This is a genomic window from Longilinea arvoryzae, from assembly GCF_001050235.1.
Taxonomy (GTDB): domain Bacteria; phylum Chloroflexota; class Anaerolineae; order Anaerolineales; family Anaerolineaceae; genus Longilinea; species Longilinea arvoryzae.
Window position 1 is genome coordinate 2,012,328 of record NZ_DF967972.1, and the last position, 20,935, is coordinate 2,033,262.

At 56.5% G+C, this 20,935-nt stretch carries 18 protein-coding genes; 6 read left to right on the forward strand and 12 right to left on the reverse strand.

Going from position 1 to position 20,935, the window contains the following annotated elements:
* Positions 1-133: 133 nt before the first annotated feature.
* From LARV_RS08965 to trmD, 9 genes are all read right to left on the reverse strand, one after another.
* Positions 134-1,363 carry an ABC transporter permease gene (locus tag LARV_RS08965; protein ID WP_075073317.1) on the reverse strand — a complete coding sequence of 410 codons (1,230 nt, stop codon included), beginning with the start codon at positions 1,361-1,363 and terminating at the stop codon, positions 134-136.
* A gap of 7 nt (positions 1,364-1,370) precedes the next feature.
* Positions 1,371-2,576: an ABC transporter permease gene (locus LARV_RS08970; RefSeq protein WP_075073318.1), complete on the reverse strand. Its 1,206-nt coding sequence runs from the start codon at positions 2,574-2,576 to the stop codon at positions 1,371-1,373.
* Positions 2,569-3,474 (reverse strand): ABC transporter ATP-binding protein, encoded by a 906-nt coding sequence (locus LARV_RS08975; protein ID WP_075073319.1) that lies wholly within the window; start codon positions 3,472-3,474, stop codon positions 2,569-2,571. Before LARV_RS08975 ends, LARV_RS08970 begins: the two co-directional genes overlap by 8 nt.
* A gap of 111 nt (positions 3,475-3,585) precedes the next feature.
* Positions 3,586-4,866: an ABC transporter permease gene (locus LARV_RS08980; RefSeq protein ID WP_075073320.1), complete on the reverse strand. Its 1,281-nt coding sequence runs from the start codon at positions 4,864-4,866 to the stop codon at positions 3,586-3,588.
* On the reverse strand, positions 4,866-6,146 hold the full coding sequence (locus LARV_RS08985) for an ABC transporter permease (protein ID WP_201785905.1): 1,281 nt from the start codon (positions 6,144-6,146) through the stop codon (positions 4,866-4,868). Before LARV_RS08985 ends, LARV_RS08980 begins: the two co-directional genes overlap by 1 nt.
* Before the next feature lie 14 nt (positions 6,147-6,160).
* Entirely contained in the window at positions 6,161-7,729 is a 1,569-nt protein-coding gene (locus LARV_RS08990; protein ID WP_075073321.1) for an ABC transporter ATP-binding protein, read from the reverse strand.
* Positions 7,730-7,855: 126 nt separating this feature from the next.
* Entirely contained in the window at positions 7,856-8,989 is a 1,134-nt protein-coding gene (locus LARV_RS08995; RefSeq protein WP_075073322.1) for a BMP family lipoprotein, read from the reverse strand.
* 202 nt (positions 8,990-9,191) lie between these two features.
* Positions 9,192-10,454 carry an SLC45 family MFS transporter gene (locus LARV_RS09000; RefSeq protein WP_075073323.1) on the reverse strand — a complete coding sequence of 421 codons (1,263 nt, stop codon included), beginning with the start codon at positions 10,452-10,454 and terminating at the stop codon, positions 9,192-9,194.
* Between the two features lie 100 nt (positions 10,455-10,554).
* Positions 10,555-11,328 (reverse strand): tRNA (guanosine(37)-N1)-methyltransferase TrmD, encoded by a 774-nt coding sequence (gene trmD, locus LARV_RS09005; RefSeq protein ID WP_075073324.1) that lies wholly within the window; start codon positions 11,326-11,328, stop codon positions 10,555-10,557.
* A 167-nt stretch (positions 11,329-11,495) separates the two neighbouring features.
* On the opposite strand from trmD, the gene LARV_RS09010 reads away from it, so the two are divergent.
* The 6 genes from LARV_RS09010 (at position 11,496) to LARV_RS09035 (ending at position 18,124) form a co-directional block, all read left to right on the forward strand.
* Positions 11,496-12,749 carry a tetratricopeptide repeat protein gene (locus tag LARV_RS09010; RefSeq protein WP_075073325.1) on the forward strand — a complete coding sequence of 418 codons (1,254 nt, stop codon included), beginning with the start codon at positions 11,496-11,498 and terminating at the stop codon, positions 12,747-12,749.
* Between the two features lie 3 nt (positions 12,750-12,752).
* Entirely contained in the window at positions 12,753-14,207 is a 1,455-nt protein-coding gene (locus tag LARV_RS09015; protein WP_075073326.1) for a tetratricopeptide repeat protein, read from the forward strand.
* Positions 14,208-14,407: 200 nt separating this feature from the next.
* The gene (gene groES / locus LARV_RS09020; RefSeq protein ID WP_075073327.1) at positions 14,408-14,701 is read left to right on the forward strand and encodes a co-chaperone GroES; all 294 of its coding nucleotides are present in this window, start codon (positions 14,408-14,410) and stop codon (positions 14,699-14,701) included.
* Between the two features lie 44 nt (positions 14,702-14,745).
* Positions 14,746-16,380, forward strand: a complete 1,635-nt coding sequence (gene groL, locus LARV_RS09025) for a chaperonin GroEL (RefSeq protein ID WP_075073328.1) — start codon at positions 14,746-14,748, stop codon at positions 16,378-16,380.
* Positions 16,381-16,482: 102 nt separating this feature from the next.
* Positions 16,483-17,379, forward strand: a complete 897-nt coding sequence (locus LARV_RS09030; protein WP_083522454.1) for a peptidylprolyl isomerase — start codon at positions 16,483-16,485, stop codon at positions 17,377-17,379.
* Between the two features lie 25 nt (positions 17,380-17,404).
* Complete coding sequence (locus LARV_RS09035; RefSeq protein ID WP_075073330.1) at positions 17,405-18,124, forward strand: hypothetical protein; 720 nt, start codon at positions 17,405-17,407, stop codon at positions 18,122-18,124.
* Positions 18,125-18,216: 92 nt separating this feature from the next.
* On the opposite strand, the gene LARV_RS09040 is transcribed toward LARV_RS09035, so the two are convergent.
* The 3 genes from LARV_RS09040 to LARV_RS09050 are packed head-to-tail and all read right to left on the reverse strand — an operon-like array spanning position 18,217 to position 20,810.
* Positions 18,217-19,449 (reverse strand): DUF711 family protein, encoded by a 1,233-nt coding sequence (locus tag LARV_RS09040; RefSeq protein ID WP_075073331.1) that lies wholly within the window; start codon positions 19,447-19,449, stop codon positions 18,217-18,219.
* The gene (locus LARV_RS09045; RefSeq protein ID WP_075073332.1) at positions 19,446-20,228 is read right to left on the reverse strand and encodes a TrmH family RNA methyltransferase; all 783 of its coding nucleotides are present in this window, start codon (positions 20,226-20,228) and stop codon (positions 19,446-19,448) included. The genes LARV_RS09040 and LARV_RS09045 overlap by 4 nt, the downstream gene beginning before the upstream one ends.
* A 9-nt stretch (positions 20,229-20,237) precedes the next feature.
* Positions 20,238-20,810 (reverse strand): macro domain-containing protein, encoded by a 573-nt coding sequence (locus LARV_RS09050; RefSeq protein ID WP_075073333.1) that lies wholly within the window; start codon positions 20,808-20,810, stop codon positions 20,238-20,240.
* Positions 20,811-20,935: the final 125 nt, after the last annotated feature.

Here is a 20,935-nt window from a genome sequence, read left to right on the forward strand (position 1 = left end):
GGTGGAGCGAAGAAAGTCCGGGGCCGCTTCCCGGGTGTGGGTTCCGGAAGATGGACGGGACGTAATACGGATTGGGTATTACGTCCCGTTGTGAGTGATTATCAGCCAATAGTCTGTTGAAATCCGAAACGGATCAGGCTTTTCCGATCAGCGCGTTCACGAACAGTTTGAGATTGAATGCCTGTCCCGAAAGCAGCCGTTGGGCGCGGAACATGCCGGCCACTGCCCGGATGAGCAGGTACACGGTCACCAGCAGCAGAAAGATCGAAATTGCCATCTGCCACCAGGGCACGTTGGCCGATGAGAGCCGCGCCATCATGGTGATGGGAGACGTCAGTGGAAACAGGCTCAGGATCAGGGAAATCGGGCCATTTGGTTTTTCAGCCATCGAGGTCAGGAAGAACAAGGGAACGATGAGCGGCAGAATCACGATGGTGGTTGCCTGCGAGGCTTCGCGCAGATTGGGTACAAGCGCGCCGATTCCGGCCATCAATGCCGCGTAAATGCCGTAACCCAGCAGGAAGAAGACCATCCCCCAGATCAGGAGGGCCGGGCTGATTTGGAATCCCGCTAATTCCGGCGTACCGTTGCGCGAGAGAACCGCGATCAGATAACCATACCCGGACCAGACCACGGTTTGCAGGAGGCCGACCAATCCGAGCGCAATGATTTTTCCGCTCAGCATTTGAGTGGGGGTGATCGAAGTCATCAGCACTTCCATGACCCGGTTCTCTTTTTCATTGGTGATGCTGCTGAGCATCATGCTGGAGGAGGTGAGGATGACCATGTAGAAAAGCATGGTAACCACGTAGGGGACCATGAAGTTCATGAAATTCCCCGCGTCGCGCACCGGCTGCTGGGAAATATAGGTGACTTCCACGTTGTAGGGCTGTTCGATGCGGCTCAATAAGAGCGGTTCACCTTTCAGAAGGCTCGAGCGGATCACCTGTTGGATCACCTCGGATCGATCCATTCCGCCAAATGGGTTGAAGTCGGTCCGCAGGTAGGTGACATCGCCGGTTTCCAGGAAATCAGGCGGGATGATGTAATACGAACCGATCTGACCTTCCTGTAAAGCAGCGTTAGCCGCGGACTCATCCTTGAATTGCAGTAGCTTGTCCTTGTATTCAACCGGTATGGCCTCGATCAGGCCACTTTGATCGACCAGGCCTTCCGGTTTTACTTCCTCGGGTGGAGAGATCAGTTTTCCGATCATCGAAGTGGGCTGGTCCCCCCCGATCGATCCGAAAATGGTGAAAACGACCGTGGCAATAATCGGGACCAGGAATAGCGTCAGAAAAAAGGATTTTCTGAAAACAACCGTCCTGAATTCGTTTTTCAGTACGAGCAACATTTTATTCATGGCATCCTCACGCGGCGCGTCCGAAAATTTCCTTCCAGGCCAGGCGCTTGCCGTAACGCAGCATGCCTAGACGGAAAGCGCGGCTGGCAACCCAGATTGCTCCCACCGCGGTGAGGATGAGCAACCCGATCGTCAAAACGATCTCCCAGACCGGGATATCGGTGAGCACCGCGCGCATTGGCAATGTGAGCGGCGCGGTCAACGGGAAGAGGCTGAAAGCAACAGCCAGTCCGCCATTGGGATGCATCATGATCACGCTGATGAACCAGAGCGGCAAGAAGATGGGCAGGGTGAACAGACCGGCCACCTGTTGGGCTTCGCGAGTCTCGGTCACGGTTGCGCCTACCGCGGCCATGAGAGCTGCCACCATGATGAAGCTGGGCAGGAAGGTCGCCAGCATCAACCAGAAAAAGGAGGGGTTCAGCAGGCTGCCGACGGAATACTCTGGCATGGCGCTGGTGAGAAAATTGATGGCCACCAGGCCACACAGCGCCCACACGACCACCTGGGTGAGGCCGACGCTGAGATTGCCCAGGATCTTCCCTGCCATCAACTGGTTGGGAGAGAGTGATGTGACCATGATCTCCATGGTGCGATTTTCTTTTTCCTCAACCACAGCCTGCAACAGATAACCGCCGCTGGTATTAATGGAAACCATAAAGAGGATGCCGGCAATCAAAGGGATGAGGATAGCCAAAAAATTATTTTCAGCCATCTCCCGGCTGCCTTCGACGCTTTTGATGATCAGGTTGGCACCCTGCGTTATGCGCGCCGCGAGGTCTTTGGGCTTGCTGGCGAGAAGGTTCATCACCAGAAATTGCCTAAAATTCGATTGCACCTGGTCGCCCGGCGAATCGAGAGCGACCATTTTGACATTGCCGGTCTTCATGTAATCCGGGGCAATGATAAACAAAGCCTGGATGGTCTTGTTATTCAGGTCCGCCTGGGCAGAAGCTTCATCGGAGTAAAGATGGAATTGAATTTTCGGGGTGAAATCGGATTTCTTCACCTCGAGCTGCCGGGCGTTGGTAAACAATCCGGATTGATCCACATAGCCGGCTGGCCGGGAGTCGTAATCGAGCCGTACGGCCAGGAAGGTGGCCCCGATCATTACAACGACCATCAACGGCAGGCTGAGCAACGCGACCAGGAAACGTTTGCGGAGTACGTGATGGCCGTATTCGTGTTTGAATACCAACCAGAGCTTACTCATTCGGTGTCTCTCCTGTCACGACCCGGATGAAGATCTCATCCATGGTAGGCATGGCAATCTCGAATTGTTCGACCAGGATATTCTCTTTCACCAGTTCTGCCAACACCGCCTGCGGAGCGGTACCGGCGGCTAGTTTGAGGTGGTAACCGCCATTGGTTCGCAGATAGGAGGAGACGCCGGGGATGGTGGCCGGGAGGAGGGTGGGCGTACGTAAGATCAAATCCTGTCCGGCGTACTGGCGGCGAATTTCGTTCAAATCGCCGTAAAGCATGGCTTTGCCTTTATCGATGAGAACGATCCGGTCGCATAATTCTTCCACCTGGTGCATCTGGTGCGTGCACAGCACGATCGTCCGGCCTTTTGCGCGCTGTTCGAGCAACAGGTCTTTGACCATCTGGGTGTTGACGGGATCGAGCGCGCTGAAGGGTTCGTCGATGATGAGAATTTCCGGCTCGTGCACCAGGGTGACGATAAGCTGAGCCTTTTGCTGCATACCCTTGGATAATTCTTTGAGCTTCTTCTTGCGACTATCGGCCAGGTCAAAACGCTCCAGATATTCGCTGACCCGTTTGTTGGCTTCAGCTTTGGAAAGACCTTTCAAGGTAGCCAGATAAACCAGACATTGTTCCAGCTTGATCTCCTGGTACAAACCGCGTTCTTCAGGCAAATAACCGATGCGGTTTTTCTTATCTTCTGTCATCGGGCCGCCCAGGATTGCGACATTTCCCGAATCGGGCTTGAAGATATCCAGAATAATGCGGATCGTGGTCGTCTTTCCCGCGCCGTTGGGTCCCAACAAACCGAAGATTTCTCCCGGGTTGACTTCGAAATTGACCCCATCGACCGCGCGTTGTGAGCCAAAAGACTTAACGATGTTTTCAACTTGGATGGTACTCATTCGATGGCACCTCATGTTTACGATGAATGCAATGATTATAACAAACCAAATAGAAAGCCCCCCTAGTCTTAGGACCAGAGAGGCTTCGGAAAAACGATGAGTTTTCGAAGGCTATTCTTTCTCGTACGGGGTGCCTTCAGATGCCGGGGCATGACCTCTGCCGATGAGACCGGCCAGGACGATCATGGTGATGACATACGGCAGCATGGCCATGAATTCGGGGGGAACAACGCTGCCCAGGATGGACAGCTTGGAACCAAATGCATCAGCGAAACCGAACAGCATACCGGCGCCAAAAGCCCCGAAGGGATTCCAGTTGCCGAAGATCATGGCAGCCAGGCCGATGAAACCTTTGCCGGCGGTCATCATTTCATCGAAGCGGCCCACCGAACCCAGGGTGAAGTAGGCGCCGGCAAAACCGGCGATGGCGCCGCCCAACAGGGTGCCCATATAGCGGGTTTTGAAGACATTGATGCCCAGCGTGTCGGCCGCCTTGGGATGCTCACCGCAGGCGCGCAGGCGCAGGCCCCAGCGCGTGGAGAACAAAGCCACCTGCAGCACGATGCAAACGATGATGGTGCCGTAGATGAACAGGTTGTTATTGAACAGGATGGGCCCGATGAAGGGGATATCCGCCAGCAGCGGAATGGGAACCCGGCCAAACATGGGGGTCATGTTCAAAGCTTCATTGGTCTGCATGAATTTGGCCGAGATGAAAGAGGTCATACCGGTGGAGAAGATATTGATGACCGTGCCGGTGATGATCTGGTTGATTTTGTATTTTATGGAGAGCCATGCCAGAACCCAGGCCAGAAGCATCGCGGAAGCGATGGAACCCAAGAGGCCAACCCACATGGAGTGCGAGACACTGCCGACCAGCGCGCCGACCAGGGCGCCCATCAGCATCATGCCTTCGATGGCGATGTTGATGATCCCCGAGCGTTCGCAGAGGATGCCGGAATACGCGGCCAGGATGATCGGTACAGCCAGTGACAGCGCGCTGTTGAGCATGCCACCCAGGTTGAGCGATTTTCCCCTGGCGGTATAGGTCAGGAAAGCAAACACGAACAGCAGGGCAACCACGCCCAGCACCGCATTGGTTTTCTTCCCGAAACCGCGCACGAGCTGATAAATGGCTGCCAGGAGGGACAGGCCGCCGGTGATGATCAAAGTCAGCTGGGATTTGACCACCCAGCTACCCACGGCGCCCTGAGTGATGCCGCCCGGCGTCATGCCAAAGGAGGTGGTCAGGTCACTGCCCGTATCGCGAAGGAAAACCAGAAGGATGAGCGCCGCCAAGGCCAGGAAAACGATTCCCATGGTCACCTTGCGGCGGAGTGAAACGACTTCGACAGTCTGGGTCGTAGATTTTGTTACAGCAGCAGTTGCCATTATTTCCCTCCCCAGCCGTGGATAAACACTTTCTCTTCAGCCTTGGCTTCCTTGATGTGATAGATCGAGCGGATCAAGGCGGGCGCGGCAATAAAGACGATGATAAACGCCTGAATGATGGAAATGATATCGATCGGGATCTGGGTGACCACCATCATCTGGGTGGCGCCGTTGCGCAGGAAACCGAAAAGCAACGCGGCCAGCACAACGCCAAACGGTGAGCTGTTGCCCAACAATGCCAGCGCAATCGAGTCATAACCATAACCAGAAGACAGCCCCATGGCCATCGAGTGAGCGACGCCCAACACCTGGTTGGCGCCTGCCAGTCCGGCGAGCGCACCCGAAAGGGACATGGCTACGATGGTGCTTGTAACAACATTCATGCCGCCATATTTGGCTGCATGCGGGTTCGCGCCCACGGTGCGGAGATTAAAGCCCCAGGTCGTTTTGAACAGCAGGAACCACATCAGCCAGGCGATTGCCAGAGCGATGAAAAATCCCAGGTGAAAACGAATGGGGGTCTGGAAAAACTTTGGCAGCCAGGCTGTTGCTTCTATTTTAGGAGAGATCGGCATGCCACCCGAGGTCGGGTCACGCATGGGGCCGCCCAGCAGCCAGTCGGTCAAGCGGAAGGCAATCCAGTTAAGCATGATGGTGTTGATGACTTCATGCGCGCCGGTCTTGGCTTTGAGCCATCCAGGAATGAAACCCCACAGGCCGCCGCCGATTGCACCCGCGAGCAACGCCAGAGGCAGGTGGATGACGGCCGGCAGGCCTTTCAAGGCATAACCCACGAAGGCGGCCGCGGTGCCGCCGATGAACAACTGGCCTTCAACGCCGATGTTGAACAAACCGGCCCGGAAACCAACCGCTACCGCCAGACCCGCAAAAATATAGGGCGTGGAAACGACCAGGCTTTCCAGGAAGGGGTTGAAGGCGCGCCGGATTTCCAGCGCATTGCCCGCCTGCAAGGCCGAAATCATCCGCGCCGGGCTGCCGAATGCGGAGCGCAACAACGCGCCGTAGGCAGTGCCAACAGAATTCAACGCTGCCAGAAGTCCCTGACCGAAAGATTTGCCAAATGCTGTATACACGTTGGCATCCGTCAGAATGATCAAAATTCCACCGAACACCAGACCGGAGAAGACTGCCAGAACGGGGATCAATAGCGTCTGGCCAACCGAACGGCGTTGTTTGCCGGAATTCTTTTTCGACGAATTCGTCAGTTCCTGCAGGACGGCCTTACCGACATCTTTGTTTTGAGAAGGTTCTTCGCCCAATTCAGCACCTCTGTCTAGAGAGTAGTTTCTCGTTTTCGAGTTTCACCGGCCGCGATTTGCTGCAGAGCAACATCTGGAGAAACTCCAGCCATGAGCAAGCCAACCTGTTCCTTGGTCACCTGGTCAGCCGGAAGAATGGTGACGATATTGCCGCGGTACATGACTGCGATGCGATCCGAGAGCTCCATGACCTCATCCAGTTCGGGCGAAACCAGGAGCACGGCGCAACCTTCCGTCCGCTTGTCCATGATGCGTTTGTGAATGAATTCGATCGAACCAACATCCAGGCCGCGCGTAGGCTGAGAAGCGATCAAGAATTGAATCGGGCGGGAGAGTTCGCGGGCGATAATCACCTTTTGTTGATTGCCGCCGGAGAGCGACCCAACCGTTGTGTCGATACTGGGAGTGCGAATATCGAATTCTTTTACCAGGCGCTCGGCAGATTCGACGATTTTTTCTTCATTCAGAATGATGCCTCTGGAAAAAGGCTCTTTGAAGTAGGTACACAGAACCAGATTTTCATAAATCGGGAAGGGCAGCACCAGACCATCGCGCTGGCGATCCTCAGGCACATGCGCCGAACCATATTCCGTAATCTGGCGCGGGGACGCTTTGCTGATATCGTGGCCCAGCAGGGTGATCTTCCCGGACTCAAGGTGTTTCATGCCGGTGATGGCTTCGACCAGTTCGGTCTGCCCATTGCCCTGCACGCCGGCCACGCCCAGAATTTCCCCCGCATGAATGTCGAAGGAGACGTTGTTTACCGCGATCTGTTTGATTTCATCGCGCATCACCAGGTTCTCGACGTTGAGAACGACCTCTCCCGGTGTGCCAACCTCACGTTCCACTTCCAGATTGACCGCGCGACCAACCATCATGGCGGCCAGCTTGTTCTGATCCGCTTCAGCCGGGGTTGTCTCACCCACCACTGCACCGCGGCGGATGACCATGATACGGTCGGCAATTGCCAGAACTTCGCGCAGTTTGTGGGTGATGAAGATAATCGACTTGCCCTGTTTGGCCAGCGAACGCATAATCTCGAACAACTCGTCCGCTTCCTGCGGCGTCAGCACAGCGGTTGGTTCGTCGAAGATGAGGATGTCAGCTTCACGATACAACAGCTTGATGATCTCAACCCGCTGCTGAACGCCCACCGGCAGATCCTGAACGTACAAATCCGGATTGACATCCAATTGGAACGCTTCGGAAATCTCTCGAATGCGTTTGGCCGCCTTTGGCCGGTCCAGGAATCCGCCCGGACGGACAGGTTCCTCACCCAGCATCACGTTTTCGGTAACCGTGAAGACGGGCACTAACATGAAGTGTTGATGCACCATACCAATTCCGGCTTTGATGGCATCGGTTGGGGAATGGACCTGAACCGGTTTGCCGCGGACCGAAATTTCGCCTTCATCCGGCTGGTACAGGCCATAAAGAATATTCATCAATGTGGTCTTACCCGCACCGTTTTCGCCCAGCAAGGCGAGAATTTCTCCCTCATTCAATTGCAGGTCGATATGGTCATTGGCCAACACGCCAGGAAAGCGCTTTGTAATCCCAGAAAGTTGAAGAATGGGCGTCATGACCGCTCCGTATGGAAAATATGAATTTCATCATTTTACCATACTTAACAATTCCGTCGGTAGTGTTAAAGGATAAGAAAACTGCCAGGATTGCTCCTGGCAGTTTCGGTATTCAGTCTTTCAAAATTACTGCTTGATCGCGAAGGTATCGCTGAGTTTGATGGTGCCGTCGATGATGGACGGGGCCAAAGCTTCGGTTTCAGTGCGCAGTGCTTCAGGAACCGCAGCGTTGATGGTGCCCAGACCAACACCCTTGTTCGTGAGGGTACCAACGGTGATGCCACCCTTGAAGGTGCCGTCGATAACCATCTTGATGGAATCGAGGACGGTGGCGTCCATCAGTTTCATCACGGAGGTCAGGACGATGTCGGCATATTCAGGATTGGTCAGCGCCCAGTCGCTATCGACGCCGATGATGTAGGCATTGCCACGTTCCTTGACGGCCGCAGCGGTGCCCAGGCCCACAGGACCAGCAACCGGCATGATGATGTCGGCGCCTTCGTCCATCAGGCTGTTGCCGAGTTCCTTACCCTTGGCCTGATCGTCGAAGGAGCTGGAGAACAGGCCCTTTTCGGGGTCGTTGATGTCCCAACCGAGGACTTCCACTTTGGTGCCCTTCTGCTCATTGTAGTAAGCAACACCGCGAGCGAAGCCATCCATGAAGATGGTGACGGTCGGGATGGGGAAGCCACCGAAGGTGCCGACCTTGCCGGTCTTGGTCACACCAGCGGCCAGATAGCCAGCCAGGAAGGCGGCCTGGTCGGTCTGGAAGACCTGGCCCAGGATGTTCGGGATGATCGGGTCGTAGGAGACATCGACGATGGAGAACTTCACATCGGGATTGGCTTCAGCGGCGGCCTTGGTGGCGTCGGTCAGATAGAAACCAACCGGGATGATCAGGTCGCACTTCTCTTCGACGAAGGCGTTGATGTTCTTCTCGTAGTCGGCAACTTCCTGCGATTCCAGATACTTGCCTTCGATGCCCAGGGTTTCAACGGCGTCGGTCACGCCCTTCCAGGCGGTCGCATTGAAGCTCTTGTCATCGATACCGCCGGTATCGGTCACTTCGCAGACCTTGATCTTGGCGGCGGGGGCTTCGGTGGGCGCAACAGTCGGCTCGACCGGGGCTGTGGTGGGCTCGACAGGAGCCGCGGTGGGCTCTACGGGCGCAGCAGTCGGCGTAGCTGCAGGTGCGCAGGCAGCAAGGATCATGGTTGCCATGACAACGACTGCCAAAACTAATGAAAGTTTCTTTGCCATTTTCTTCTTCCTCCAACAATGAATTGGGTGGAAATTTCCCGACCTGAAGGCTCAGACCGGTAGGTAAAGTATACATCGGAATAATTTCAGTGGCAAGATAAACTTGTTAGCGTTTTGTAAGCTTTATGGTCAAAGAGGTCAATGAAAACGGGCTCCATTATGGAGCCCGTTGGTTGGAAAGTCGAGAATTCGATTCGGCAGGTCAGGCCTGGGGTTTGGCCTCGCCGCGTTTGACGCCGAGCATCATCGCCATGGCCAGAACCATGAATATCGGGCCAACGATCATGATCGAGCTGTAATTGTTGTGGGTCAGCGCCACGATCCAGCCGTTGATGTTTGGTCCGGCGATGGCCGCCAGGGTGGAGAACAGGTAATACAGGCCGGTGTACGTGCCGATGCGAACATTATCGGTCATATCCACCACCATGGGCAGCGAATTGACGTTGATCATGGCCCAGGACGCGCCAGCCAGCATCAACAGGATGCTGATCATATACATCTGCCCCAGTCCAAAGACCTTGGCCAGCGGAATGATCAGGGTTGCCTTCGGCAGGATGTACATCAGCAGCATGAGCACGATCATGCCGACGAGACCGATCAGGATCGTCCGGCGGCGGCCCAGGCTGCCGCCAATATAGCCGGCCGGCAGGGCGAAAAGAACAAAGACAAAAGAGAGCTGGCCCAACAACTGCGCGCCCTGACCGCCTTCCAGTCCAAGGTGATTCTGTGCATACAGCGTGAAGAATGCCTCGATGGCATTGTAGGCCACAAACCAGAAGAAAATGGCCAACAGAATCCGCAGCGCGCTCTTTTCTTCGCCGCGAATGACGGTCATAAAGGCCTTCCACAGGTCCGGGCGTTCCTCTTCGGAGGTCTCCTCGTATTCCTTTGGCTCTTTGATGAAAATAAAAACCAGTAAAGCCGAGAGGACCACCAGGATCGACCCCATCCAGAAAGGATAGGCATGATTGGCGCTCATGTCATACAGCCGGCCGCCGATCAGCGTGGCGACGATGGAACCGATCCCACCCATCATGTTGATGATGCCGTTCGCCTGCGAGCGGAAGCGCGAGGGAGTGATATCGGGCATCAGCGCGATGACCGGGATGCGCCAGAATGCCATGCTGACCAGCAGTGTGCTGGTGCAGGCGACGAAGAGCGGAAGGATATTTGCCAGCGGAATGAGGCCGAACGCGATTGCTCCGATCGGCGCGCCGATCAAAATGAAAGGCATACGCCGGCCGATGGGCGTGCGCAGGCGGTCCGACCAGGCGCCGACCGGCGGTTGGATGAGGAACGCGGCAATGTTATCCAGCGTCATGAAAAAACCGATCCAACGTGGGTCGAGCTGGAATTTGTTGGCCAGGAACAGCGGGACAAAACTGTTATAGACCATCCAGATGACGCTGACGCCAAAGAACCCAAACCCGAGCAAAAAGGTCTTTCCGTAGTTCAGACGTTTCATGGCTTCTCTCCCTGAAGGTAACCAGAAGGTAATGAGTCAATGCGAGAACCGCCCGTGCTTCAACAGCACAGGCGGGAAATTGGGCGGCAGAGGGAAAGGTTCATCCTTGATCTTGCTCTGAGGTGGTAGGGGCTGAATTTTGAGATTGCTCTTCTCGCAGACGTGCGAGATATTTGCGATCGGCAGGGGTCAGATCGAATTTTTCGAGCAGATCGGGTCGCTTCTCCAGCGTGCGTTTCAGAGATTGCTCGCGGCGCCAGCGCGCGATGGCGCCATGGTCGCCGGATTGGAGCACTTCCGGAACGCCCCAGCCCCGGAATTCGGGGGGGCGGGTGTAATGCGGATATTCCAGCAGGCCGGAGGCGAACGAATCATCCTGGGCGCCGTCGGGGTCGCCCAGCGCGCCCGGGATCAAACGCGTGATGGCATCGATCAAAACCAGCGCAGGAAGTTCGCCGCCGGTGAGGACATAATCGCCAATCGAAATCTGGTCCGTGATCAGGTGTTCGCGAATGCGTTCGTCGATGCCTTCATAGCGACCGCACACCAATGCCAGGCGAGGGTAAGCCACCAGCTCCTGGGCAACGTGTTGGGTGAAGGTCCGGCCCTGGGGGGTCATCATGATGACCGGGCAGGCGGGCGGCGCGCCCAATACGTCTTCGACCGCAGCGAAGACCGGCTCGCATTTCATGACCATTCCACCGCCGCCGCCGTACGGCGTATCATCGGTGGTGTGGTGCCGGTCGATCGTCCAGGAGCGCAGGTCGTGCAAGTGAACGTCCAGCAGGCCGTTTTTTATGGCGCGCTGTAAAATACTGATTTCCAGATAAGGTTTCAGTCCGTCCGGAAAAATGGTAAATACATCGAAAAGCATGGCATCATTCTAGCGTGAAGAATGCGGGTTGGCAAGAAAAAAGGGTTCGTGAAACCGATCAGGTTAAAAAGGGCTTAGAAGAAAGAACGTTCGGCACCCCCAAAGCTTGACGAGTCTCCTTGAAATGGTAAGATTAAATTATGTATTTACGTGGTAGTCAACTGAACATGAATAAACGCCGGCATCGTACGAATCCGGTTACGATTGTTTTATTTTTCCTTGCCGTAGGCGCATTGATCTATGTCAATCAGGTGATCGTGCCATCGACCACCCCCCTCTTCATCCCGACCGCGACGCCGACCCGGGCGCCTGAAACCTATATCGCGGATGCCGAGTCGCTGGTCAGCGAAGGCAAGATCTCACAGGCGATCACGGCCTACAAGGATGCCGTGCAGGCCGACCCCAGGAACGCGGGCGTGAAGGTATCGTTGGCGGAGCTGGAGGCCATGAACGGCAGTTATGCTGACGCCATATTGCATACCGAAGATGCACTTCTGCTCGACACCAATAACGCCATGGCGCATGCCGTGCGCGGTTGGGCTCTGGGGCTTTCGGGCGATTACCTGGCTTCACAAACAGCATTGAAGCAGGCCATTGAGATCGACCCGAACAATCCAATTCCGTACGCCTATCTGGCAGAGGTTCTGGCGCGGATGCAGCAGGATGGCAAGGGTTCCATGGGTACGCTGGACGAGGCCATCGAGTATTCGCGCAAAGCCCGCGATTTGGGCCCGGATTTGCTGGAGACCCACCGCGCGCGCGGGATCATCCTGGAACTCACCGGCGAGAATGCCGACGCGATTCAGGAATTCGAAGCCGCGATTGCCATCAATCCCAACATCGCCGAGTTGCACATCATGCTGGGCCGCAATTACGTCGCCATCGGCAATGATCCCGCCGCCGAAGAACAGTATTACAAGGCCAATTCACTCAACCCGTCCGATCCCTGGCCAGACGTGTATATGTCGCGCCTTTACCTGCGCACCGGTGATTATGTCAAGGCCATTCAGTTCGCCGAACAGGCGGTCGAAAACGACCCGAGCAATTCCTACTTTTACATCAATCTGGGCACCATGTACTATAAGAATTTGATGTACCCGGATTCGATCAAAGCGTTTCGATTGGGTCTGCGCGGCGGCACAACCGAAGATGGCGTGGAACTGCCAGGGGCAGCGCTCAGCGGCGATAACGTGGATGCCTATTATTTCTACGGCCTGGCGTTGGCTCGAAACGGCGAGTGTAACGAGGCTGTCGAAATCTCTCAAATGCTGCAGCAGACCGTCCCGAATGATGATATCGCCATGTATAATGCGCAAGAGATGATCAATATCTGTACCGGCCAATCGGCGACTGAAACTGTTGCGACGGAAACCATCACGCCCGAGGAAAACTCAGGAGTGACGGATACTCCACAACCCTAAAGAATGAGCTCGAACGCGAAACGATATATTTTCCTGCGCCAAAGACGACACAGTGATCCGTACCGTGTGTTGATATTGCTGGCGCTGTTGTTGGTCGGCTTGTTTGTGCTGCGGGAGTTCAAGGCCGGGGCAATCGAAGCGCCGTTTACGGCAACGGCCACGCCGACTCGCACCGTGATCAGCTATGAACAGGAAGCCGAAACCTATTTTCAGATCGGCGACCTGAATAAAGCCATCGGATCCTATCAACAGGCGATCGCACAGCAGCCTCAAGACGCGCAATTGTATGCCGAACTGGCGCGCATCCAGACCTATTCGTCCAGCCTGTTGACCAATTCCGATGCCCGCCGCCAACGCCTGCAGGAAGCCCTCGATTCGATCGGCAAAGCGGTCGAGTTGGCGCCGGACGACAGCACCGCGCACGCCGTGCGCGCTTTCGTGTTGGATTGGAATGCCAACCCAATCCTGGCTGGCGATCAATCGGCCGTCATCCTGCTGCAGGCCGAGCAGGAAGCCGTCACCGCGATCAATCTGGATAATACCAACACCCTGGCCCTGGCTTATTATGCTGAAATCCTGGTCGACCAACAAAAATGGAATCAGGCCGAACAATACATTGACCAGGCCCTGGAACGCGATTCAACCCTGATGGACGTGCACCGGGTAAAAGGCTACGTGCTCGAATCGACCCGCCAGTACCGGTTGGCCATCGAAGAATATCAGAAAGCTCTGGAAATCGCCCCCAACATGCCACTCCTCTGGCTGCAGATTGGCTACAATTACCGCGCGCTCGCGGACCCGAGCGTCCCGGCACAGTTCGATCCGGCCCTGGAGGCGTTCTCGAAGGTTGTGGAAATCAACGAGCGTCTGGGCATTCAAGATTCGCTGCCCTATACGCAGATTGCCAAGACCTACGCCCAGATGGGTGAAGGCCTGATTTCTTCGCGGAACGCGCGCAAGGCGCTGCAGATCAGCCCCACCAGCCCGGATATGTACGGGCAGCTTGGCGTGATCTACTTCCAGGCCCGCAACTATGAAGGCGCCATTCCGGCCTTTCAATGTGCGTTGGAGGGCTGTGACGCGGTCACGAGTTGCGATGTTCGCCAGTGCGATTCGGAAACCGATCCGGCGGTCACCGTCACGGGGCTGCCGTTGAGCGACTCCACGGTGGTGTATTACTACACGTACGGGTCGGTGCTGGCCGGCATGGCTCGCAAGAGCAACGGCTATTGCAACAAGGCCATGGAAATCCTGAACAAAGTGCGCAACGCCTACAGCGAAGATACCATCATCCTGTCCATCATCCAACCCAGCGTGGAAATTTGTCAAAGCATTTTGAGCGAGACCGACCAGACCCCAACCACGCAACCTCAAACGGACCAAACGCCGACCGTTCAACCTCAGACAGGCCCAACCCAGCCGGGAAATTTGCCGACGGAGACCCCGTCGGGCGGTTGAAATCAGGCCAGGGACACGGCCGATGGACGGGGCTCCCGGCGGATCGAGCCTGAATATCAGAGTTTTATAAGAGTAAAAATAACCCCCTTGACTTTTGATTTGAAGGCAAGTAAACTATCTTTCGGTTTAGCACTCTAATCATTAGAGTGCTAAACACAAAAAAACAAACAGAAATCCTCAACTTTTTTTGGAGGGAAAGAATGTCTATCTCGATGAAACCGTTAGGTGCTCGTGTTGTTGTCGAACCGCTTGAGCAGGAAGAAATCACTGCCGGTGGTATTGTTCTCCCCGAAACCGCCAAAGAAAAACCCCAAAAGGGCAAAATCATCGCCGTAGGCGCTGGCGACCGCGATGAGAAGGGCAACCGCATCCCCATGGACGTCAAGGTTGGCGACACGGTATTGTTTGCCAAGTACGGCGGCACGGAGATCAAAATCGACGGCAAGAAGCTGCTGATCCTGCGCGAAAGCGATCTGCTGGCGATCATCGATTAGGTTCTTTGAAGAAATCAAGCTAATTTTTAAGGAGAGTAGAACATATGGCTGCAAAACAACTCGTTTTCGGTGAAGATGCTCGCCGTAAATTGAAGAGCGGTATTGATGTCGTTGCGGATGCTGTTGCTACCACCCTCGGCCCCAAGGGCCGCAACGTGGCGATCGATCGCAAATTCGGTTCGCCCACCATCACGCACGATGGTGTGACCGTTGCCAAGGAAATCGAACTCGAAGATCCCTTCGAGAATATGGGCGCCCAGCTTCTCAAGGAAGCCGCGACCAAGACCAATGACATCGCCGGCGATGGCACCACCACTTCCACGGTGCTGGCGCACGCGATCGTCAACGAAGGTTTGAAGACCCTCTCCGCTGGCGCCAACCCCATGCTGCTCAAGCGCGGCATCGAAGCGGCTGCCAAGGCTGTCGCCGAGAATATCAAGGGTCAGGCCATCAAGGTCGAAACCAAGGAAAACATCGCTGCAGTTGCCACCATTTCCGCGCAGGACGCCAATATCGGCAACCTGATCGCTGAAGTCATGGAAAAAGTCGGCAAAGACGGCGTCATCACTGTCGAAGAATCCAAGGGTCTGGAATTCGAGACCGAGTACGTCGAAGGTATGCAGTTCGACCGCGGTTATATTTCGCCCTACTTCATCACCGACAACGAACACATGGAAGCTTCCATCGCGGATCCCTATATTCTGATCTACGACAAGAAGATTTCCGCCGCCGCCGATATCGTCCCCGTGCTCGAGAAGCTGGTGCAACTGGGCAAGCGCGACCTGGTCATCATCTGCGAAGATGTGGACGGCGAAGCGCTGGCGACCCTGGTGCTGAACAAGCTGCGTGGCATGCTGAACGTGCTCGCCATCAAGGCCCCTGGCTTTGGCGATCGCCGCAAGGCCATGCTTCAGGATATCGCCACCCTGACCGGCGCCTCCGTGATCTCTGAGGAAACCGGCCGCAAGCTGGAAACCGCTGCGGTTGCCGACCTGGGCCGCGCCGAGAAGGTTGTGTCCGACAAGGACAACACGACCATCGTCGGCGGCAAGGGCGAAGATTCCGCCATTCGCGGGCGCATCGAACAGATTCGCATCGAGATCGAAAAGACCACCAGCGATTACGACCGCGAAAAGCTGCAGGAACGCCTGGCCAAGCTGTCTGGCGGTGTAGCCATCATCCGCGTTGGCGCTGCCACCGAGACTGAACTGAAGGAAAAGAAGCATCGCGTCGAAGACGCCCTTTCCGCAACCCGCGCGGCTGTGGAAGAAGGCATCGTTCCTGGCGGCGGTGTCGCCTTGATCAACGCTGTTGCATCTCTTGACAAGATCAAGATGGGCAACGAAGACGAACAGATGGGCGTCAACATGGTCCGCCGCGCGTTGGAAGTTCCTATGCGCCGGATTACCGAGAACGCTGGCAAGGAAGGTTCCGTCATCATCGCCAACGTCCGCGCTGAACAGAAGAAGCAGAAGAACGTCAAAGTCGGTTACGATGTCATTCGCGACGAGTACATCGACATGGTCAAGGGCGGCGTGATCGATCCCGCCAAGGTGACCCGCGGCGCTCTGGAAAATGCTGCCTCCATCGCAGCGATGATCCTGACCACCGAAGCCCTGGTCACGGATGTCCCTGTCAAGGAAGCACCCGCTGCTCAACCTCAGATGCCCGAGTACTAAATCGGTGTAGGAAAATCAAAACCGGCCGTGCGCAAGCACGGCCGGTTTGCTATCAAACCTGAGAAGAACGGCAATCGACAGAATCGGTTATAATTTTATACAATGTCAAACCGAAAAATATCTTATTTGATTCTATTGTTCCTGTTCACCTTGACGGCTTGCAACGGTCTGGGCGCTTCACCAGCCACCCAGACTCCTGCCGTTCCAAACACCGACACTCCCGCACCCGCGACGCCCAGCCCGACCTCCGAACCCCTGGCGGCGCGCGTCAATGGGGAGGGTATCCTGCTGGCGGACTACCAGGCCGAATTGGGGCGTTTTCAGGCTGCCCTGGCGGAGACTGGCAAGACGGCAACCGACGAAGAGGCCCGCCAACGGGTACTGGACTCATTGGTGGATGAAATGCTGCTGGCCCAGGCTGCCACAGCCGGCGGTTATCAAAGCAGCGATGCGGACATTCAGTCCAGTCTCGACCAGATGACCCAGAAGATCGGCGGCGCCGAAGCATTGACCGAATGGCAACAGAAAAATGGCTACACCGAGGAGAGCTTCCGGCGGGCAGTCAGTCGTTCGCTTGCCTCTGCATGGCAACGCGACCAGATACTGGCGGCCGTGCCCACCAGCGCCGAGCAGATTCATGCCCGGCAGATCCTGGTTTTAAGCAAAGAGACCGCGGATTCCATCCATAACAATTTACAATCTGGCGCAGATTTTGCAACGCTTGCTGAGCAATACGATCCCGTCACCGGCGGCGATTTAGGTTGGTTCCCGCGGGGTTACCTGATGCAACCGGCTGTCGAAGAGGCTGCATTCGCCCTTCAACCGGAACAGTACAGCCCGGTGGTCCAATCCAACATTGGTTATCACATCATCCAGGTGATCGAACGCGAAGAGCATCCGCTGGCGCCTGACGCGCTGCAGACGCTGCAACGCAAAGCATTGGCCGATTGGTTGACACAACGGCGCGCTGAAAGCCAGATCGAAACCCTGCTTCCATAATGCGGCCGGAAATCAAAGGAAAAATATGGAAACCGGAACCTCCAACCCAAAAAACGACCTGCTGTGGAATGTGCTGACCCTGGCGATGGTAGCAGCTATCGTGATCGTGGGGATCCTTTTTTTGGCGGTCTTCGTGAATCCCAACAGCGCGTTGAATCCTTTTCCACCGGTGACGTTGCCCGGAGTCATTATTATACCGACTGAGACTCCCGGCCGGCCGACGTTCCCACCGACCTGGACGGCCACTGCGGCCCCGGTCACCGCGACGATTGCGCCGCCCACCGCCGAAGTGCCTGCCGTTTCGGCAACCCCCGCGGATGGGAACGCCGTTGCGCCGACGGCCACCAAGAAACCTTCTTCTCGGGGTTATTCTTTTTCCATTCAGACCGATCCGGCTTCGATTTCGAGCGTGTTGTTCCGCCCGGAATGGGGCTGCGATTGGATGGGGCTGGCCGGACAGGTGGTGGATTTGAAGAACAGTCCGGCCACCGGCATTCGCGTGCAGGTGGGCGGCTTTCTGGGCGAGAACAAGGTCGATTTACTCAGCCTGACGGGTACTGCTCTGCAGTACGGCCGGGCGGGATATGAATTTACTCTGGCGGAAAAACCGATCGCGTCTACCGGAAAATTATGGGTACAGTTGCTGGATCAATCGGATTTGCCGCTCTCGGATAAGATTTATTTCGATACCTACGACAGCTGCGAACAAAACCTGATCATCATCAACTTCAAACAGGTGCGGTGAGTTCGTCTGCGAACCGAAAAATAACGGCCAGCGGTTTTTCGCTGGCCGTTGCTTTATATCTCATGAACGACTTACGGCGTTACTACGGGTGTCTACATACTGCCGTTGGGTTTTCGGGGATGAAGCTGATAAGTTTCGTTCCCCCCGAAAAAACCGGTTAGCGGCGCGGCATCCAGCGACAGAATTCGGCCGTTGGCGAAATAGGAGAAGTCGAAATTCGTCAGATCGCCGGCGCGCTTGCCGGGAACGGGCATGAGCCGGGCGGTGAGGGGTTTACCCAAGCGCACGGCCAGCGATGCCACGTCCAGCAGCAGGGCCGCCAATTGGTCGGCGGTCACGTCGCCGGGCAGCGGAACCGTATCCAGGCCGGTACCGCACACGGCCGAGAACATAAGCAGGTCCTTCACGCCCAGCGTGCCGTCGATGGTGCGCTGCGCCAGAACCGAGTCTTCCAGCACCGGCAGCATCAGGCCGTTGAACCCGGTGCGCGGCCAGCGCCCACGGTCGAGCGTATCCGCCACAAAAGCCGCCGCCGCCAGCGACCCGGCCAGTCCAAGGGCGGGAAGCCCCAATTTTTCCATCGCGCCGCCCAATGAGACGGAATCGTCGGGGTAGGGTGCCAGGGAAATATCGAAACCTTTGAACAGGATTTCGAATTCGGCAGCCGCTCCGGCGGCAATCTCGGTCAATTTAGCGATCGCCTTTTCAAGATCCGCCAGCAGATTGTTGCGGGCTTCCTCCAGCGTCGACGCCCGGCTAAAGGCCTGAATTGCCGTATCGGCGCATTCAAGCGCCAACGCGAAGGCCGGAAGATCACCACCGGCATGCCCGGCCGGAAAAAACGGCGCGCCCGGCGCCACGTTGGCCAGAGCCGAAAAACGCAGGTTGGCGAAGCCGTCCGGGGTAATTTGCGCAGCCGCGTGGATGACCTCTGCGCAGGCGCGCACGGCGGGCAGATGGATGCCTTCGGCTGCCGTCGCCATGACACCGCCGAAGAACACGTTCTGGGTGGCTGCGATCATCTGTGGGATAAGCCGGTAACTATCAGGGTACTGCGGCAGCGCTGGCCCGAGGGAGAGATACGAAAAGCCTAAATCGGAGGCTTGTTTCTCCATGTTCTGAGCCAGAAGGATGGCACTCTCGTTGCAACAACTGGGCACCATATGGGGGAAGGGCACCGTGGCCAGACGGGTCGTCTCGACCTCATATCCTGCGGCGATAAAACGTTGAGAGACGGCTTGAGCCAGGCGCGCCAGCCGGTTCAGGGTGACGTCTGCGTCGCGCTGGCCGGGATGGTAAAAACAGGTAATCGAGCGAACTTTCATGGATGCCTCTGTCGAACCACTTCGAAGATTAAGATGCCGGCTGCAATGGCGGCGTTCAACGATTCGCTGCGGCCTGGCATGGGGATGTGAATGCGATCATCCGCGATCTGGCGGGCGGCGGAACTGACCCCTTCCGCTTCGCTTCCAATGACCAGCGCCAGCGGAGCACGCAGGTCGGTCTGCCAGCAGGGCTGGCCGCCCTCGACATCCGAGAGCAAAATGCGCACCGGCTGCGGACGATTGTGAAATCCGGCCGCGATGGTATCCCAATCGGCCTGCTGAATAGGCAGGCGAAACTGGGCGCCCATGCCCGCACGCAGCACTTTGGGCGCGAAGGGGTCGACGCTGCCCGGGGTGAGGAGCAGGCCGTCCACACCGGCTGCGGCGCAGGTTCGAATGAGCGTTCCCAGGTTGCCGGGGTCGTGGATGGCGTCCGCAATAATAAAAAAATCACCGGCCGGGGGTAAGGACACTTCCTTGCGCCGGATGACCGCCAGTATTCCCTGCGAGGTCTCGGTATCGGTCAGGCCGTCCATCAGGTACGCTGCAATCTCTTCGACCTCGGTATTCGTCCCGGCCAACCGGTCGAGGGCTTGTTGCCCGCGCATCGATAGCTGGCCGCTGAATAACGCCAGTTCGACCGGCCAACCGGAAGAAAAAGCTTCCTCCACCAGGCGGACGCCTTCGACAATAAAGGCGCCGGATGCGTCTCGTTCGCTGCGTTTGGACAGGAGCTCGCGCACGCGGCGCACTTTTGGATTTTGATTGGAAGTAATCATGAAACCAGGTCACTCCGCGGATGGATGGATTTCACGCCACACGTCTAGAAATTCGTTCAGGGTCTCTTCGTCAAGAATGACAAGACGGACGAGTTTGAGAGTGCTGTCCGGGTGCGACCGATAATAGGCAGCCAGGGTGGCGTAAAAAATTCTTGCAGCGCGCGGCTTCGGAAAGCCGAAGATACCCGTTGAAAGGGCCGGAACGGCGAGACTTTCCAGACACAATTCGCCCGCTTTTTCGAAGCTGCCGAGGAATGCCGCTTCCAGCTTGGCGTCCTCGTCGCCGCTGCCCCACATCGGACCGACCGCATGGATCACCAGGCGCGTTGGCAAGTTTGCGCCTGAGGTCACGGCCGGATGGGCGTGCTCCACCAGCCCGTGGTTGGCAATCCACAGGTCGCTTTCGCGCTGAATCTCATAACCACCGCTGCGCAGAATGGCCCCGGCGATGCCTCCGCCGTGCTGCAGGCGGCTGTTGGCGGCGTTGACGATGGCATCGGTCTTCTCGCGGGTCAGGTCGCCTTGCACGATTTGCAAATGTTGTCCGGTTGGGTAGGTGTGGTCAACAATCAGCAGGCACATGTCAACCTCCATTCGGATCAGTACACGCGACGAGGAAGATATATGTATTGTAACTCTGTTCCGGGGTGAATAATAAAAACCGGACGGTGATATCACCGTCCGGTCGAGAAGGTTCGCTGCAATCG

Bases quoted from the DNA above. Each gene is read 5' to 3' on its own strand.
- LARV_RS08965 (WP_075073317.1), bottom strand. From the start codon at position 1,363: ATGAATAAAATGTTGCTCGTACTGAAAAACGAATTCAGGACGGTTGTT.
- LARV_RS08970 (WP_075073318.1), bottom strand. From the start codon at position 2,576: ATGAGTAAGCTCTGGTTGGTATTCAAACACGAATACGGCCATCACGTA.
- LARV_RS08975 (WP_075073319.1), bottom strand. From the start codon at position 3,474: ATGAGTACCATCCAAGTTGAAAACATCGTTAAGTCTTTTGGCTCACAA.
- LARV_RS08980 (WP_075073320.1), bottom strand. From the start codon at position 4,866: ATGGCAACTGCTGCTGTAACAAAATCTACGACCCAGACTGTCGAAGTC.
- LARV_RS08990 (WP_075073321.1), bottom strand. From the start codon at position 7,729: ATGACGCCCATTCTTCAACTTTCTGGGATTACAAAGCGCTTTCCTGGC.
- LARV_RS08995 (WP_075073322.1), bottom strand. From the start codon at position 8,989: ATGGCAAAGAAACTTTCATTAGTTTTGGCAGTCGTTGTCATGGCAACC.
- LARV_RS09000 (WP_075073323.1), bottom strand. From the start codon at position 10,454: ATGAAACGTCTGAACTACGGAAAGACCTTTTTGCTCGGGTTTGGGTTC.
- trmD (WP_075073324.1), bottom strand. From the start codon at position 11,328: ATGCTTTTCGATGTATTTACCATTTTTCCGGACGGACTGAAACCTTAT.
- LARV_RS09010 (WP_075073325.1), top strand. From the start codon at position 11,496: ATGAATAAACGCCGGCATCGTACGAATCCGGTTACGATTGTTTTATTT.
- LARV_RS09015 (WP_075073326.1), top strand. From the start codon at position 12,753: ATGAGCTCGAACGCGAAACGATATATTTTCCTGCGCCAAAGACGACAC.
- groES (WP_075073327.1), top strand. From the start codon at position 14,408: ATGTCTATCTCGATGAAACCGTTAGGTGCTCGTGTTGTTGTCGAACCG.
- groL (WP_075073328.1), top strand. From the start codon at position 14,746: ATGGCTGCAAAACAACTCGTTTTCGGTGAAGATGCTCGCCGTAAATTG.
- LARV_RS09030 (WP_083522454.1), top strand. From the start codon at position 16,483: ATGTCAAACCGAAAAATATCTTATTTGATTCTATTGTTCCTGTTCACC.
- LARV_RS09035 (WP_075073330.1), top strand. From the start codon at position 17,405: ATGGAAACCGGAACCTCCAACCCAAAAAACGACCTGCTGTGGAATGTG.
- LARV_RS09040 (WP_075073331.1), bottom strand. From the start codon at position 19,449: ATGAAAGTTCGCTCGATTACCTGTTTTTACCATCCCGGCCAGCGCGAC.
- LARV_RS09045 (WP_075073332.1), bottom strand. From the start codon at position 20,228: ATGATTACTTCCAATCAAAATCCAAAAGTGCGCCGCGTGCGCGAGCTC.
- LARV_RS09050 (WP_075073333.1), bottom strand. From the start codon at position 20,810: ATGTGCCTGCTGATTGTTGACCACACCTACCCAACCGGACAACATTTG.